General features: G+C 73.5%; 17 protein-coding genes and 1 riboswitch. Of the genes, 1 reads left to right on the forward strand and 16 read right to left on the reverse strand.

Going from position 1 to position 15,856, the window contains the following annotated elements; genetic code table 11:
• Positions 1–101: 101 nt before the first annotated feature.
• The 4 genes from AC0QU1_RS12555 to clsA are packed head-to-tail and all read right to left on the reverse strand — an operon-like array spanning position 102 to position 3,114.
• Positions 102–1,217, reverse strand: coding sequence for a DUF881 domain-containing protein (locus AC0QU1_RS12555; protein ID WP_483569685.1), 1,116 nt, complete (start codon positions 1,215–1,217; stop codon positions 102–104).
• Between the two features lie 15 nt (positions 1,218–1,232).
• The gene (locus AC0QU1_RS12560) at positions 1,233–1,565 is read right to left on the reverse strand and encodes a small basic family protein (RefSeq protein WP_108494149.1); all 333 of its coding nucleotides are present in this window, start codon (positions 1,563–1,565) and stop codon (positions 1,233–1,235) included.
• Complete coding sequence (locus AC0QU1_RS12565; protein WP_483569686.1) at positions 1,562–2,563, reverse strand: DUF881 domain-containing protein; 1,002 nt, start codon at positions 2,561–2,563, stop codon at positions 1,562–1,564. Before AC0QU1_RS12565 ends, AC0QU1_RS12560 begins: the two co-directional genes overlap by 4 nt.
• Positions 2,560–3,114, reverse strand: coding sequence for a cardiolipin synthase ClsA (gene clsA, locus AC0QU1_RS12570; protein WP_483569687.1), 555 nt, complete (start codon positions 3,112–3,114; stop codon positions 2,560–2,562). The genes AC0QU1_RS12565 and clsA overlap by 4 nt, the downstream gene beginning before the upstream one ends.
• A gap of 442 nt (positions 3,115–3,556) precedes the next feature.
• On the opposite strand from clsA, the gene AC0QU1_RS12575 reads away from it, so the two are divergent.
• Complete coding sequence (locus tag AC0QU1_RS12575) at positions 3,557–5,452, forward strand: DEAD/DEAH box helicase (RefSeq protein WP_483569688.1); 1,896 nt, start codon at positions 3,557–3,559, stop codon at positions 5,450–5,452.
• 21 nt (positions 5,453–5,473) lie between these two features.
• Here the strand turns inward: AC0QU1_RS12575 and AC0QU1_RS12580 are convergent, their stop codons facing one another.
• The 12 genes from AC0QU1_RS12580 to rpe all read right to left on the reverse strand — a co-directional run bounded on the left by AC0QU1_RS12580 (position 5,474) and on the right by rpe (position 15,844).
• A complete protein-coding gene (locus tag AC0QU1_RS12580) occupies positions 5,474–5,998 on the reverse strand; it encodes a PH domain-containing protein (RefSeq protein ID WP_483569689.1) in 525 nt (174 codons plus the stop codon).
• A gap of 5 nt (positions 5,999–6,003) precedes the next feature.
• The gene (gene hisG / locus AC0QU1_RS12585) at positions 6,004–6,867 is read right to left on the reverse strand and encodes an ATP phosphoribosyltransferase (RefSeq protein ID WP_483569690.1); all 864 of its coding nucleotides are present in this window, start codon (positions 6,865–6,867) and stop codon (positions 6,004–6,006) included.
• A 96-nt stretch (positions 6,868–6,963) separates the two neighbouring features.
• Entirely contained in the window at positions 6,964–7,227 is a 264-nt protein-coding gene (locus AC0QU1_RS12590; RefSeq protein ID WP_483569691.1) for a phosphoribosyl-ATP diphosphatase, read from the reverse strand.
• A 66-nt stretch (positions 7,228–7,293) separates the two neighbouring features.
• The gene (locus AC0QU1_RS12595) at positions 7,294–7,905 is read right to left on the reverse strand and encodes a hypothetical protein (RefSeq protein ID WP_483569692.1); all 612 of its coding nucleotides are present in this window, start codon (positions 7,903–7,905) and stop codon (positions 7,294–7,296) included.
• A gap of 238 nt (positions 7,906–8,143) precedes the next feature.
• Positions 8,144–8,623, reverse strand: coding sequence for a 6,7-dimethyl-8-ribityllumazine synthase (ribH, locus tag AC0QU1_RS12600; protein WP_483569693.1), 480 nt, complete (start codon positions 8,621–8,623; stop codon positions 8,144–8,146).
• Positions 8,620–10,026, reverse strand: a complete 1,407-nt coding sequence (ribB, locus tag AC0QU1_RS12605; RefSeq protein WP_483569694.1) for a 3,4-dihydroxy-2-butanone-4-phosphate synthase — start codon at positions 10,024–10,026, stop codon at positions 8,620–8,622. The genes ribH and ribB overlap by 4 nt, the downstream gene beginning before the upstream one ends.
• Complete coding sequence (locus tag AC0QU1_RS12610) at positions 10,023–10,694, reverse strand: riboflavin synthase (RefSeq protein ID WP_483569695.1); 672 nt, start codon at positions 10,692–10,694, stop codon at positions 10,023–10,025. Before AC0QU1_RS12610 ends, ribB begins: the two co-directional genes overlap by 4 nt.
• Complete coding sequence (ribD, locus tag AC0QU1_RS12615; protein ID WP_483576683.1) at positions 10,694–11,896, reverse strand: bifunctional diaminohydroxyphosphoribosylaminopyrimidine deaminase/5-amino-6-(5-phosphoribosylamino)uracil reductase RibD; 1,203 nt, start codon at positions 11,894–11,896, stop codon at positions 10,694–10,696. Before ribD ends, AC0QU1_RS12610 begins: the two co-directional genes overlap by 1 nt.
• 143 nt (positions 11,897–12,039) lie before the next feature.
• A riboswitch (FMN riboswitch) is annotated at positions 12,040–12,174 on the reverse strand.
• Positions 12,175–12,244: 70 nt separating this feature from the next.
• A complete protein-coding gene (locus AC0QU1_RS12620) occupies positions 12,245–12,913 on the reverse strand; it encodes a DUF2306 domain-containing protein (RefSeq protein WP_483569696.1) in 669 nt (222 codons plus the stop codon).
• Positions 12,914–13,011: 98 nt separating this feature from the next.
• The gene (locus AC0QU1_RS12625; RefSeq protein ID WP_483616549.1) at positions 13,012–13,623 is read right to left on the reverse strand and encodes a LuxR C-terminal-related transcriptional regulator; all 612 of its coding nucleotides are present in this window, start codon (positions 13,621–13,623) and stop codon (positions 13,012–13,014) included.
• 233 nt (positions 13,624–13,856) lie between these two features.
• Positions 13,857–15,116 (reverse strand): sensor histidine kinase, encoded by a 1,260-nt coding sequence (locus tag AC0QU1_RS12630; RefSeq protein WP_483569697.1) that lies wholly within the window; start codon positions 15,114–15,116, stop codon positions 13,857–13,859.
• Between the two features lie 65 nt (positions 15,117–15,181).
• Positions 15,182–15,844 (reverse strand): ribulose-phosphate 3-epimerase, encoded by a 663-nt coding sequence (gene rpe / locus AC0QU1_RS12635; protein ID WP_483569698.1) that lies wholly within the window; start codon positions 15,842–15,844, stop codon positions 15,182–15,184.
• Positions 15,845–15,856 lie beyond the last annotated feature (12 nt).

A 15,856-nucleotide genomic window follows, 5' to 3' on the forward strand; every position in this document is an offset into this window, starting at 1 on the left:
AACCAACCCGGATAAACCTACTCACGTCACAGCGGTTCCGCATGCCGGTTCGCCTGCGCGGCCTCCCGAGGGCGTTCCCGCAGGTCGCGAACGTGGTCGGGTCACTGCCCGTCGGCGGGTTCCGCGTGCTCCGGCTCGCCGGGGATGCGGACGGCGTCGATGGTGACCTCGTCGGCGACGGTGGTGGTCGCTTCGCCCCCCTCCTCGCGGATCCGGGGCAGCGCACCGCCGGGGATCTCCAGGGCCCGGTCGATGGTCTCGGGGTCGCCGATCGCCGTCCACTCGTACGGCGAGGCGATCGCGGCGCCGTCGAGCACGATGCCGCCGCCCGAGTCCACGAAGTAGCTGGTCGTGACCAGCCGGACGCCGTTGACCTGGATCGCCTCCGCGCCGGCGTTGCGCAGCTCCTCGAGCAGGTTGAACAGCGCCTGCGCCTCGAGCGGCTTGCCGCCGTCGGCCACGTGGATCCGCACGCCGGGACCCTGCGCGGGCAGGCGGCCGGACAGGATGCCCTCCTGCTCGGCGCGTTGCTGGGCCAGCTCCCGCGCGGCCTCGTCGCGCCCGCCCTCCGACCGCAGGTCGTCACGGATCTGCTCCAGGTCGGTGACCTCGGCGTCGAGCTGCTCGGCGCGCTGCGTCACCTCGTCCAGGAGCCGCACCAGCTCGTCCTGGCGCAGGCTGGAGAGCTGGTCCCCCGTGGACTGCCCCACCTGGACCGCCAGCGCGAACCCCAGCGCCAGGCACAGCAGGCCCGTCAGCAGCTCCGAACGTGTGCCGCGCGGCCGCATGAGCTGCAGCAGCCGCTTCCAGCCGGACGGCGGTTCGGCGGCGGCGGTATCGGCCGCGGTACTGGCTGTGGTACTGGCCGTGGTGTCGGCCGGCGTGCTGGCCGCGGTAGTCGGTCTGGCAGCGGGTTCGGTGCCGGGTCCAGTACCAGGTCCAGTACCAGGTCCAGTACCAGGTCCGGCTCCCGCTTCGGCGTCCGCCCTGGCATCGGTCCCGGCATCGGTTCCGGCCTCCGGTCCGCCGTCCGACGGCGCAGCCGCCGTCGTGCCGCCGTCACGACCGCCTTCACGCCCGCCCTCGTCAGGATCACCGACGACGGCGTCCGCGGGCGCCTCGTCGATCCTGTCCGCGCCCGTCTCCTCGGCCCGGCCCCGGGACGTGTCATCAGCCCTGTCGTCGGCCTTGCTGGCCCTGTCCTCTTCGCTGCCCATGCTCACGCCCCGAACTCACGCCTTGAAGATGTGCCGGCGGATCGAGGCGGCGTTGGAGAAGATCCGGATCCCGAGCACCACCACGACCGCCGTCGAGAGCTGCCCGCCCACGCCGAGCTGGTCGCCGAGGAACACGATGAACGCCGCCACCACCACGTTGGACAGGAACGACACGAGGAACACCTTGTCGTCGAACAGCCCGTCGAGCATCGCGCGCAGGCCCCCGAACAGCGCGTCCAGCGCGGCCACCACCGCGATCGGCAGGTACGGCTGCAGGATCAGCGGGACGGTCGGCTGCAGCACCAGGCCGGCGACCACCCCGATGACGAGCCCGACGATCGCGATCATCCGTTGTCCTCCTCGGATCGGTCCTCTGTTGTGCCTGCTTCAGTGCTTGCGTCGGTGCCTGTCTCGGTACCCGCGCCTGCACCCGTGCCCGCCTCCGCGTCCCCCGACTGCGGGACGTGCGCCGACCGCAGCGTCGGGGAGCCCGTACCCGGCAGGTACATCCCCTCGCTCGTGGTCACCTCGTTCTCGATGTCGTACTCCGCGCTCAGGAGCTGCAGGAAGCCCAGCCCCGCCGACCGCGCGAACTCGACCTGCATCTCCTCGGGGTCGCCGACGGCCTCGATCGTGTACGTGGGGCCGTTGAGCGGCTGCAGGTCCACCAGGATTGCGTCACCTGCGTTGCGGATCGCCGACAACGATGTCAGCCGCTCGTCGTTCACCGCCACCGCCTCGGCGCCCGCGGCCCACAGCTCGTTGACGACGAACTGCACGTCCGCGTCCCGCACCCGCGACTCCGCCGGCGCGTCCCCCGGGTCCACCAGGCCACCGCCGCTGCCGTCGGTCAGCTTGACCACCATGCCGGGCCCCTGCACCGCGACGGCGCCGTTGACGAGCTGGTCCAGCCGGTTCACCTCCAGCAGCGCCGAGGGCAGCAGGCCGCCGCGCTGCAGCTCGTCCACCTCGGCGCTGAGCGCCGTCGACCGCTCCGACAGGGCCTCCACCTCCGCGCTGCGTTCCTGGATCTGCTCGATCAGCACGGTACGGCCCCTGGCGACCGACGGCTGCGGTGCGCGCAGGTCGCGCACGGCCACCGTCGTCGTGGCGCCGAGCAGGACGGCGACGAGCACCAGGACCACCACGCTCGACACGCTGTGCCGTTCGGTCTCTCCCTGCGCGCGGCGCTGCGCCATCTGCGCGTACCCGGGGTCGAGGGGGCGTTCGGTGACCTCCCGCAGGAGCGTCATCGACTCGTCGGGACGACGCCGCGTCACGGCGGCGCCCGATGTTCTGGCGTCCGGTGTGGCGCCACCCGGCGCCGTCGGACCCGGCACGGTCATCCCGCGGCCGCCAGCCGGCGCACCTGCGCCAGGTACTGTAGCCCGGCCAGCCAGTACAGCCCGACGCCCCACCAGGTGAACGCCCAGCCCACCACGTGCGCGGCGGTGCCGATCCAGCCCGGCACCTCGGCGAGCAGCAGCAGCGGGAACGCGTACAGCAGGGCGAAGGTGGCGACCTTGCCGACCAGCGTGACGTTCAGCGTGCCGTAGCCCAGGCGGGCCAGGACGGGGATGGTCAGCGTGAGCACCACGTCGCGCCCGACGATCACCAGCACCAGCCAGAGCGGCACCACCTCACGCCAGGCCAGGCCGATCAGCGTGACGAAGATGAACAGCCGGTCCGCCAGCGGGTCGAGCATCTGCCCCAGGCGGGTGACCTGGTTCAGGCGGCGGGCCAGCACGCCGTCCAGCCAGTCCGTCGCGCCGGAGACCGCGAGCACCAGCAGCGCCCAACCGTCCTCCCCCACGACGATCAGCACGGCGAAGACCGGCACCAGCGCCAGCCGCACCAGGCTGATCACGTTGGGCACGGTCAGGATCCGGGAGCTCATCTCCGCTCCAGTGGACACGCGCACCGCCCTTGCTCACGCCGGTTCGTCTCGGCCGCCATCCTACGTGGCGACCGTTGCGTATCCGTACGGCACACGCCGTCCGCCCGCCGTACGGTCCCCCTCGAAGGCGGCCTCGCGGCCCCCTCACCACGTACGACGCCGTGCGCCGGTACCCGTGACGTTCGCCGGAACCGACTTCCTCGCCGACCGGTTCGCCGACCCGCGTGCTGCACGTCACGCGCCCTGCCTCTGTGCTCTACCGGCCCGCAGCCGATAGGGTGGTGGCACACCCCTTGGAGTTCGTCGTCTTCCCGTGTGTGCACGCAGCGTGCGTGGCAGGCCCGCAGCCCTGGCTGCGGGGAAGGTGTTTTCGGGAGCGAGCGACGCAAGGGCCCTCACCTCGGCCCTGACTCCCTCCCGACGACGAACGGTGCACTACTGCATGTCTATCGACACCCCTGACCTGATCGCGCCCGCTGACGCCGACCAGGTCACCCCCGAGGCCGACGCGCCCGAGCCCACCGGCCCGACGTTCGCGAGCCTCGACCTGCCCGCCCCGCTCATGGCCGCGATCAGCGAGCTCGGCTTCGTGACGCCGTCGGCCATCCAGGCCCGGGCGATCCCCGAGCTCCTGGCCGGCCGGGACATCACGGGCGTTGCCCAGACCGGCACCGGCAAGACCGCCGCGTTCGGCCTCCCGCTGCTCGCCGCCGTCGACCCCGCGCTGCGCAAGGTCCAGGCCCTGGTCCTGACGCCGACCCGCGAGCTCGCGATGCAGGTCGCCGACGCGATCGAGTCGTTCGCCACCAGGCTCGACGACGTCCGCGTGCTGCCCGTCTACGGCGGCGCCCCCTACGTACCCCAGCAGCGCGCCCTGCGCGACGGCGTGCACGTCGTGGTCGGCACCCCCGGCCGCATCAAGGACCACCTCGAGCGCGGCGCCCTCAACCTCGACGACATCCGCTTCCTCGTGCTCGACGAGGCCGACGAGATGCTCCGCATGGGCTTCGCCGAGGACGTCGAGGAGATCTTCGGCCAGGCCCCCGCCAAGCGGCAGGTCGCCCTGTTCTCCGCGACCATGCCGCCCGCCATCCGCAAGGTCGCCGACCAGCACCTCACCGACCCGGTCCAGATCGCCGTCGCCCGGCAGTCCTCGACCGTCACCTCGGTGCGCCAGACCTACGCCGTCGTGCCGTTCCGCCACAAGATCGGCTCCCTCGCGCGCGTCCTTGCCACGTCCGACGCCGACGCCGCCATCGTCTTCACCCGCACCCGCGGCGCAGCAGAGGATGTCGGCTCCGCCCTCGTCGAAAAGGGCATCTCCGCCGCCACCATCTCCGGCGACGTGGCCCAGAAGGAGCGCGAGAAGATCGTCGAGCGCCTCCGCTCCGGCGCCCTCGACGTGCTCGTCGCCACCGACGTCGCCGCCCGCGGCCTGGACGTGGACCGCATCGGCCTGGTCGTGAACTTCGACGTCCCCGGCGAGCCAGAGGCCTACGTGCACCGCATCGGCCGCACCGGACGCGCCGGACGCACCGGCGAGGCCCTCACCTTCGTCACCCCGCACGAGCGCGGCAAGCTGCGCAGCATCGAGCGCACCATCCGCACCCAGCTCGAAGAGGTCGACATCCCCTCCCCCAAGGACGTGTCGGCCCACCGCGTCAAGCGCACCCTCGACAAGGTCGCCGCGCGCCGCGAGGCCGGCCGCCTCGAGCTGTACACCGAGATGATCCGCACCTACGCCCAGGAGCACGACGTCGACCCCGTCGACGTCGCCGCCGCCATGGCGGCGCTCGCGGTGGGCGACGACGGGCCGCGTGCCCGCGCGGAGCAGGAGGAGTACGAGCGTGAGCGGGCCGAGGCCAAGGCCGCTGCCGCCCGGCGGGCGGGCCGCGAGGGCGACCGGCACGACCGGTCGGGCGACCGGTCGTCGCGCGGGCGCTTCGAGGGCGGCCGGTTCGAGGGTGAGCGCGGCATCCGCCGTCCGGCGCGTGGCACGCGGTACCGGATCGCCGTCGGGCACACGCACGGTGTGCAGCCGGGCGGGATCGTCGGCGCGCTGACGGGCGAGGGCGGCATCACCGGCGCCGACGTCGGCAAGATCGACATCTTCGGCAGCTTCTCGCTGGTGGACATCACCGCGCCGCTGGACGCCGAGGCGCTCGACCGCCTGGCCCGGGCGCGCGTGGCCGGCAAGCCGCTGCGCATCACGCTGGACCGGGGCGCGCCGCGCGGCGACCGGGCCCCGCGCGGTGGTGGCGACCACCGTCGTCCGGACGGCGAGCGTGGGCCCCGCTCCCGCGGTGCCGCCCACCGCGAGGCGCGCAGCAGCCACTGACCGATCATGGCTACCTCGGGGCTACCTCGGGTGGCCCTGGTCGGGCTCGCTCCCCTCGCCCAGCTCGGCGATGAGGGCCACGAGGCGGCGGGCCTCGGCCATGCCGTGCTCGCCGTCGGCGCGCTGGATGCCCATGACGGCGAGCACGTCGCCGTCGGCCAGGTCGAGGTGCACCCACGGGTCGTTGGGCCCGAACCGGACGGTCACGATCTCGGCCCAGGCCAGACGGCGGCTCGTGGCGTAGTTGATCACGGTGAGCCCGGTCCGGTCCGGGACGGCGCGCACGGCGCCGAACCGCCAGGCGATGACGGCGCCGAGCAGCCCGAACACGATGATCGCCACGCGGTTGGCGGTGTCGGCGCCCTGGCCGGTGGCCGCCAGCGCCACGAACGTGCACCCGCCGGCCGACAGCAGCGCCAGGCCGTACGCCGTCGGCGTGCCGAAGCGGCCGCGGAAGGTGCGGAAGCGGTCCTCGCCCCCGTGGCCGTCGCCCCGGCGGTCGTCGGCTCCGCCGCCGGCGGCGCTGCTGCTGGTCTCGGCGCCCATGAGGTCTACAGCCGGGAGGCGTGGATCGACGTGACGATGATGGCGCGCGCCCCGACGTCGTACAGCGCGTCCATGATCCGGTTGGTGTCGCCGCGCGGGACCATGACCCGTACCGCGAAGGCGTCGCTGTGGTGCTGCGGCGAGACGGTCGGGGACTCCTTGCCCGGTGTGATCGCCACGGCCTCCTCCAGCCGGGATGCGGGGACCACGTAGTCCATCAGCACGTACTCGCGGGCCGTGATGACGCCCTCCAGGCGACGGGTCAGCACGTCCAGGCCGGCGGGCGGCTCGGCGTCGGACCGGCGGATCAGCACGGCCTCCGAGCGCAGGATCGGGTCCCCGAACACCTCGAGGCCCGCGGCCCGCAGGGTCGTGCCGGTCTCCACGACGTCGGCGATCACATCGGCGACCCCGAGCCGCACGCTCGACTCGACGGCGCCGTCCAGGTGCACTATCGCGGCGGGCTCGATGCCCTGCTTGGCGAGGTGCTGGGCCACGAGCGTGGTGTACGACGACGCCACGCGCCGCCCGGCGATGTCGCTCACCTGGGTCACGGGGTCGGCCTGGCCGGCGGCGGCCGGTGCCGCGTAGCGGAACGTGGAGCGGGCGAACCCGAGGCCGAGGTGCTCGACGGCGTCGGCGCCCGAGTCGAGCATGAGGTCACGGCCGGTGATGCCGACGTCGACCGTTCCGGTGCCCACGTAGACCGCGACGTCGCGCGGGCGCAGGAAGAAGAACTCGACGTCGTTCTCCGGGTCGGCGAGCACGAGCTCGCGGGTGTCCCGGCGCTGGCGGTAGCCCGCCTCGGACAGCATCTCGGAGGCGGGCCCGGACAGCGAGCCCTTGTTGGGGACGGCGATGCGCAGCATGTGGTTGGTTTCCTCTCTGGGTGTGCGTCGGACCTGCGGACCCGGGTCTCCCGGCGCCGGCCCGACCGGTGGTGGTCGAGCGGCGCCGGGGCCGGGTCACAGATGCGCGTACACGTCCTCGAGGGTCAGTCCCTTGGCGACCATCAGAACCTGCAGGTGGTACAGGAGCTGCGAGATCTCCTCCGCGGTCTCGCTGTCCGACTGGTACTCGGCCGCCATCCAGACCTCCGCGGCCTCCTCCACGACCTTCTTGCCGATCGCATGGACGCCGGCGTCCAGCTGGGCCACGGTGCCGGAACCCGCCGGGCGGGTCTCGGCCTTCTCGGTCAGCTCGGCGAACAGGGTCTCGAAGGTCTTCACGGGCTCAGCCTAGTCGGGCGGCGGGGGCACTACCCGCCCTCGTCCCACGTGGTGGCCACGTCCCCACTATGGCGCCGGCCACTCCTCCGGCACCCCACCGCCCGGCGCCGGGGTGATCACGCCCTGGTACGGGGTGATCAGGTGGTAGCCGACCGCGTCCTCCCCCGAGTCCTCGCCCGTGTCCTCCCCCGACGCGGCGGACAGGAGGACGATCACCGTGCCGTCCGCTCCGGCGAGACCGGAGTCCGGACCGAGCGGGTCGCCCTCGGGGTAGGCCTCGCTGCTGCAGGTCTGGGGCGTGGAGACGACGGCGATCCGCTCCCCTGGTGAGACGTCGAGCTCGGGCTGCGTCTGCGGGCGGCCCGACGGCGGGTCCGGCCGCTCGAGCACCTCCTCGACGTCGACCAGCCAGCGCTGGGACTCGACCCCGTACATCGCTACCGTGCCGTCCTGCTCCACGACGGTCCCGCGGAGCACGGCGCCCGCGTCGGACGCCGCCTCGACCGGCGTCGCGAACGAGACCCAGTCGACGCACGCAACACCTTGCGGATCCGTCGGGTCCTGCGGCGGTTCCTGCGTGGGGCTCTCCGCCGGACCGCCCGACGGGTCGGCGGTGCTTGTCCGCTCGGTGCCCCCCGCCGGCTGCGCGGAGGCACAGCCGGCGAGCCCGCCCGCCATCGCCGCGATCGTGACCGCGACGGCTACCGCCGCCAGCGTCGAACGTCCCAGCAGAGGTGCCGGCCGCGATGACCGTCGCGCACGTGAGGTTCTCATACCCCGTACATGTGCCGGCGGCTTCGTTCTTTCAGGCTGGTGGTGGGTTTTTCTCGGGTGATGGGGTGATGGTCTGAACGCTTGGCACACTATTAATGCAGTACTCGGCGAATCGCCGCATCAGCACTGCATCAGAGCTCCGTCAGGCCGGAGCGAGCCTCAGGTCACGCAGCGTCACCGCGGTGGCCACCGCGGCCTCGGCCGCCTCGGCGCCCTTGTCCTCGTGCGAGCCCTCCAGCCCGGCCCGGTCCAGCGCCTGTGCCTCGTCGTCGCACGTCAGCACGCCGAACCCGACCGGCACACCGGTGCGCACGCTCACGTCCGTGAGGCCCGACGTCGCCGCCGAACACACGTACTCGAAGTGTGGCGTGCCGCCCCGGATCACCACGCCCAGCGCGACGACGGCGTCCGCTCCCCCGGCCGCAGCACGCGCAGCGGCCACCGGCAGCTCGAACGAACCCGGCACCCGCACCTCCGTCCAGTCCGCGCCCGCGGCACGCAGCGCCCGCCGGGCGCCCTCCAGCAGGCCGTCCATCACCTGCTCGTGCCAGCTCGCCGCGATCACAACCACCCGCAGGCCCGTACCGTCGACGGTCACCTTCGGTGCTCCGGCCCCGCTCATGCGCATGCTCCTTCGTCCTCTGTCATGTCCAGGTTGTTCCTGCCCAGCTCGGCTTTCAGGTCATCCAGGTCCACGTCCCCGATGTGATGCCCCAGCACCGTCCGCTTCGTCTCCAGGTACCGGTGGTTGTGCACCCCGCGGCCCACCACCAAGCCGCGCTGCCCGACGACGTCCGTACCGGCCGCTCGGAGGCCTGCGACCTTCTCCGGGTTGTTCGTCAGCAACGTCACTCCGTCCAGCCCGAGGTCCGCGAGGATCGCCGACGCCGCGCCGTACTCGCGCGCATCCACAGGAAGCCCCAGGTCCACATTCGCCTGCACCGTGTCGCGCCCCGCATCTTGCAGCGCGTACGCCCGCACCTTTGCGGACAGGCCGATCCCCCGGCCCTCATGACCACGCAGGTAGACAACCGCACCGCCCTCGGAGGCCACGGCCGCCAGCGACGCCTGCAGCTGCGGACCACAGTCGCACCGCAGCGAGCCCAGCGCGTCGCCCGTCAGGCACTCTGAGTGCACTCGCACCAGCGATCCCTGCACCGAGCTTCCCGGCATGCCGTTCCCGCCGGCGTGCACTGAGCCCTGCGGCGTCAACGCCAGGTGTTCCGCACCCGAACGCAGATCGCGGTATGCCACCACACGGAAATCCCCGTACCGCGTCGGCAGCGACGCCTCCCCCGCCCGATGCACCCGCGCACCAGGACCGCCGTCGGCCACCACCACGGGGTCGTACGCCCGGCGCCACGCCACCAGATCGGCAACCGTCAGCACCACCAGACCCGCCTCCACCGCCAGGGCACGGGCCTCGGGTAGCCGCATCACCGCTCCGTCATCCCGAACCAGCTCCGCGATCGCACCCACCTCTCCCAGGTCTGCGGCAACGCCACCCGCCAACCGCACCAGGTCCACGGCGGCCTCCGTGTGCCCAGGCCGCTCCAGCACTCCACCCGCGCGAGCCCGCAGCGGAAGCACATGCCCGGGCCGGATCAGATCCCGCGCGCCTGCCGCCGCGTCGCCCAGCGTCCGCAGCGTCAGCGCACGATCCGTAGCCGAGATCCCCGTCGTCACACCCACCGCCGCGTCTACGGAGACCGTATAGGCGGTCCTTCGCGGGTCCTCGCTGCGCTCCACCATCAGCGGCAGCTCCAACGCGTCGGCGCGGTGCGCCGGCATCGGCGCACACAGGTACCCCGACGAGTGCCGCACAGTCCATGCGACCCACTCCGGCGTCGCCGTCCGCGCGGCGAAGACGACATCTACCTCGTTCTCCCGGCCCGCGTCGTCAGCCACCAGAACGGGCCGCCCTGCGGCGAGCTCCGCGAAGGCCCGCTCGACCAGGCTCGTGTCAACGCCGCTCGTTTCTGCCGGGCCGCTCTCTGCCGTGCGCACGGCGCGCAGCGCGCTCATCGTGCCGCCTCGGCAGCCAGGTCGCCGACCACGCCGTTCGCGGCCGACCGGGCGACCGCACCGGTCGCCATGAGTCGTTCGACGTACTTCGCGAGCACGTCCACCTCCACGTTGACGACGTCGCCGGGGACCAGCCGCCCGAGCGTCGTCACCGCCAGCGTGGTCGGGATGAGCGACACCCCGAAGCCGTCGTCCGACACCCACGTCACCGTGAGCGAGACCCCGGACAGCGCGACCGAGCCCTTCTCCGCGATGTAGCGGGTCAGGGCGGCGGGCGCGGCGAGCTCCAGGTCGTCCCAGCGCGGGCCGGGCGTGCGCCGCACCAGTGTCGCGACGCCGTCGACGTGTCCCTGCACCACGTGCCCGCCCAACCGGCCGTTCGCGGGCAGAGCGCGCTCCAGGTTCACCGGGTCGCCCGGGGCAAGCCCGCCGAGCGACGTGCGGCGCAGGGTCTCCGGCATCACCTCCGCGACGAACGCGCCGTCGGCCACGGACGTGACGGTCAGGCACACGCCGTCGACGGCAATCGAGTCGCCCGGCTGGGCGTCGGACGTGGCGAGCGGCCCGGCGACGGTCAGCACGGCATCGGGTGCCCCGCCAGATCCGGCGGCGCCGGGCCGCTCCAACGCGATGACGGTGCCGAGCTCCTCGACGATTCCGGTGAACATCAGATCTCCTCCTGAACGGGTCCAGCGGGGTGGGCGGGGCGAACAGACTCCGGGTGCCCAGGTGCGGCAGAGTGCGCATCCGCCGCGGAGTGCGCGGGCGCCGTCGCATCGGCGGGATCGGCCCGCCCGGCAGGCGAGCCGTGACGCCCCGTCCGGCGCGCGACCACGAGCACGTCGTCGCCCAGCCGGGTCACCTCCCCGGTGGCGAACCGCGCGGCCGCCCCGATGGTGGTGATTTCGAGATCGCCGACGGCGGTGGCGCCCGCCCCGAGCAGCACCGGCGCCACATAGGCGTGGAGCTCGTCGACGGCGTCGGCGGCCAGCAGGGCGGTCGCCAGGGTGGGACCGCCCTCGACCAGCAGGTGGCGCACCTCCCGGTCACCGAGCTCGCGAAGCCTGGCGTCGAGATCGCGCCCCGGCAGGTGCAGCAGGGGGCCGCCGGGCCCGCGCAGGCGGGCGTCGTCCGGCACGGGGCGGGTGCCGAGCACCACGCGGAGCGGCTGGTGCTCGGCGAGGCCGCCGTCGGCCGTCCGCGCGGTGAGGGCCGGGTCGTCGGCCAGGGCGGTCCCCGAGCCGACGGCGATGGCGTCCACCCGGGCGCGGACCGTGTGCGCGTGCGCCCGCGCCGCCTCGCCGGTGATCCAGCGGCTCGTCCCGTCGGCGGCCGCGACCCGGCCGTCGAGGCTGGTGGCGAGCTTGAGCGTCACGTAGGGGCGGCCGGTGCGTACCGCGTGCAGCCAGGCGCGGAGCAGCTCCTCGCCCTCGTCCGCGAGCACACCGGTGGTCACCTCGATCCCGGCGGCCCGGAGCCGGGTGGCGCCGCCGGTGGCCACGGGGTTCGGGTCGCTCACCGCCACGTGCACGGCGGCGACGCCGGCGTCGATCAGGGCATCGGCACAGGGGCCGGTGCGGCCGTGGTGGGCGCACGGCTCCAGCGTGACCACCGCCGTCGTCCCTCGCACGTCGACTCCGCGCGACCGCGCGTCGGCCAGGGCGGCCGCCTCCGCGTGGGGCGTGCCGGCGCCGCGGTGGAAGCCCTCGCCCACCGTGCGACCGTCGGGGTCCAGGAGCACGCAGCCGACGCGCGGGTTCGGACCGTGTGCCGGGCCCAGCGCGGCCAGCGCCAGGGCGCGGCGCATGGCCTGCTGCAGAACTTCGGCCGCAGCGAGCGGTCCGGTGGGTGTTCCCGCGTAGCCTGTCATGCGGGCCTGCGGTGCCTGGTTCATGCCGTCCTCCCCGAGCGTCGGCGCTCCGGGGGTGGACGACGGGTGCGCGACGCGGGACCGAGACGGTCCTGCGCGCGCACGGCGTCACGACGTCACGCGCCCCAGGGGACGGCGACGCCGCACGTGCTGCCTCCCATCCGGACTTTCACCGTCGGTCCTGGAGTTCCACCAGGTCAACCGGCCTTCCTGCGGAAGGACGCGGGTCGCGGACTGTCACCGCCGGCTCGGAATTACACCGACCCCGGAGCACGTGTGTGCACTGCTGCCCACAGGATGCCACAGCCTCGGGCCGGCGAGACCGTGCCTTGCGTCACAGGCGGAGGATCACGCGCGGACTGTCGCACGCGGGCCGCGCCGGCGCCGGATCACCCACTCGGCCACCACGATGTTGATCACCCACGCCGCCGTCATCAGGACCGTGATGGTCACGGGGCTGGGGGCTGCGCTGACGGCCAGGTACGGCCCGAGCAGGAACGCCTGCGTGCCCGCGCCCATCGCCAGCGCGTACGCCCGCATCATCCAGGCTGGATGCGCCACGAAGTCCCGCCGCAGGGCCGCACGCACCCCCAGGACTATCGACACGATCATCACTACGCCGACCACGTAGCGCACCCCGTTGACGACGGCGGTGTCCTTGGGCGGCAGGTCGTAGAACGCCGTCATCCAGAGGCCGGTCAGCGCGACGCCGAGGCCCGCGGGCGCCAGGACCCGTCCGGCCCACCGGTGCCACCGGCGTCGGCGCAGGCTCGGAACGAACTGGAACGCGCCCAGCATGCTGTACGTCGTCGCGCAGACGATGTGCACGAGGACCGGAAAGGGCTGGTTCACGAACCGCGCGTTCTCGGCGGTCACCGCCGGGTCGGACGCGAGCTCGGTGACCCGGAAACCACCTCCGAGCGCCGGGATGACGGACAGCAGGAGCAGCCCGGCGGGCACGAGCCACTCGGTGCGCCGGGGACGGGTCGGGGCGGTTGTTGCGTCGGTCGTCGTCATGCGTCGAGCGTCCCGGGTGCGGCGGGGTCGCGTCATCGGCCCGTGGGCCGGTCTCGTCCGGTTTCGGCCTGGCCGAAAGTACGACTCGTCGGGCCAGTTCAGGGCCGGCCGGGCCGCACCCGGCCCGTGTCGTACGCCCAGAGCGCTATCTCGACGCGGTTGCGCGCGCCCACCTTCGTCATCAGGTTCGCGACGTGCGACTTCACCGTGCTCAGGGTGACGAACAGCTCGTGGGCGATCTCGGTGTTGGTCCGCCCGCGCGCGACGGCACGGAGCACCTCCTCCTCGCGCGCCGTCAGCGGGTCGAGCGGCTGCGCGGGCGGCTGTGCGGCCGGACCGACGTCGGCGAAGGCCTCGAGCAGGCGGGTCGTGACGCTCGGCGCGATGAGGGCGTCCCCGGTCGCGGCGGCCCGTACGGCCTGGGCCAGGAGGGCGGGGCCGGCGTCCTTCAGGAGGAAGCCGCGCGCGCCCGCGCGGAGCGCCCCGTACACGTACTCGTCCAGGTCGAACGTGGTGATGACGACGACGGCGAGCGGGTCGGCCACACCCGGCCCCGCGAGCAGCCGGGTCGCCCCGATCCCGTCGAGGCCGGGCATCCGGATGTCGAACAGGCAGACGTCGGGCCGCAGCCGTCGCGCCAGCTCGACGGCGGTGTCGCCGTCCGCCGCCTCGCCGACGACCTCGATGCCGTCCTGGGCACCCAGGATCATGCACAGGCCCGTGCGCACGATCTCCTGGTCGTCCGCCACGAGGACTCTGATGGGGCGGCCGTCGCCGGCAGGTCCGCCGCTGCTCCCGCGTTCCGCGGCCTCCTGAGGCGCGGCGCTGTCCCCACGTTCGGTCGCGTTCGCACCTGCCGTGCCGTCCGGACGTCCAGCGGTGTTCGGACCCGCGACGACGTCAGGATCCGCCGCGGTGCCCGGGCGCTCAGCACGGTCGCCGGTCATGCGTGCCGACCTGGTCGTGCCCGCCCGGACAGCGGGAGGACCGCCTCGACGGTCCAGCCCCGGGCAGCACCGTCGTCGGCGTGGGCGAGACGTGCCGTGGAGCGCTCGCTGCCATCCTCGCCCGTCTGCCGTGCACCCCTGGCCCGCGCCCCGGTCGGCCCGGCGACCAACGTGCCGCCCAGCAGCGCTGCGCGTTCGCGCATCCCGGCCAGCCCGAACCCGTCGTGGGCCGGACGTGTCGGCGGGTCGCCGTCGTCGGACACGAGGAGCCGGACGTGGGCCTCGCCGACGGAGACGCGGACGGTGATCCGCGTGGCTCCGCGGGCGTGGCGGCGTGCGTTCGTGACCGACTCCTGGGCGATGCGGTGCACGGCGGCGCCGACCGCCGCAGGGACGGCCGTCACGTCGCCGTCGGCGGCGACGTGGGTGACGGGCGGGCCGGGGTCGGCGAGGCGCGCGACGTCGGCGATGGTGGGTCCCGGGTCGAGTTCGGCTTCCTCGCGCTGGCCGGGCAGGCCCGGCGGGCCGGCGCGCAGGGAGTCCGAGCGCAGGACCCGGACCAGGGTGCGCATCTCGGCGAGCGCACGTCCGGCCTCGGCCTCGATGATGCGCAGGGCGTCGGCGGCGGCGTCGGGATCGGTGCGGGCCACGGCGAGTCCCGCCTGCGCGCGGACGGCGACGGCCGAGACGTGGTGGCCCACGACGTCGTGCAGGTCGCGCGCGAGGCGTTCCCGTTCGAGCAGCACCACCTGCTCGCGCTCGCGCCGTCGGACCCCTGCCCGGTAGCGGAACGCCAGCCCCAGCGCGCCGACCGCGCCGAGGATGGCGAAACCCGCCGCCAGATCCGAGAGCGTCAGGAATCCGAGCGCCGTGTTCACGCCCATCTTGGCGAGCACCACGACGGATCCGAGCACCATGTCGCGCCCGCTCCCCCAGCGGAACAGCGCGTACTGCAGGACGAGCACGAACACGTTCGCGACCAACAGCAGCTCCCGGTCCAGGACCAGGGCGGGCACCATCGAGACCGCGTGCACGACGACGGTCATCAGCAGCGGGTGCGTACGTCGCCACAGCAGGGTCGGCGCCAGCACGACGACGCCCGCGACCTCCACCCACCGTCCCGGGAGCTCCGGGCGGACGAACCCCTCGACCACAGCCGCGGCCACGAACAGCCCGACGAGCCCCCAGTCCCGCCACGACCGCGCTGGCGGATCGGCGGGCCGCGGTTCGTCCCAGACCGAGCGGATGGCGGACACGACCTCATGCTACGAGGGCTGGTGGGCGGCCGGATCGGGCAAAAGTACGAGCCCGGGCCGGGCACTCAGTGCAGGTGTCGCGCCGCCAGCTCGCGGAGCGCCGCGATCTCGGCCGGGATGTCCTCGGCCCCGTACACCGCCGAGCCCGCCACGAAGACGTTCGCGCCGGCGTCGGCCGCGCGCTCGATCGTGTCGCGGGACACTCCCCCGTCCACCTGGATCCACACGTCGAGCCCGGACTCGCTCACGGCCTCGCGGGCGCGGCGGATCTTGGGCAGCGTGCCCTCGATGAACGACTGGCCGCCGAACCCGGGCTCCACCGTCATGACGAGGATCATGTCGATCTCGGTCAGCAGGTCAAGGTACGGCTCGACCGGGGTCGCCGGGCGGAGCGCCACGCCTGCCCGCGCGCCGCGTCGGTGCAGCTCCCGCGCCAGCCGGATCGGCGCCTGCGCCGCCTCCGCGTGAAAGGTGACCGACGCCGCCCCCGCCTCCGCGAACGCCGGCGCCCACCGGTCGGGGTCCTCGATCATGAGGTGCGCGTCCAGCGGGATCGGCGACACCTTCGCGAGCCGCTCGAACACCGGCAGCCCCAGCGTCAGGTTCGGCACGAAATGGTTGTCCATGACGTCGACGTGCGCGTAGTCCGCATCGGCGATCCGGCCGAGGTCCCGTTCGAGGTTGGCAAAGTCCGCAGAAAGGATGCTAGGGGCGATGAGTGCTGCCATGATGCCAGCGTA

The organism is Promicromonospora noduliphila (assembly GCF_056951025.1).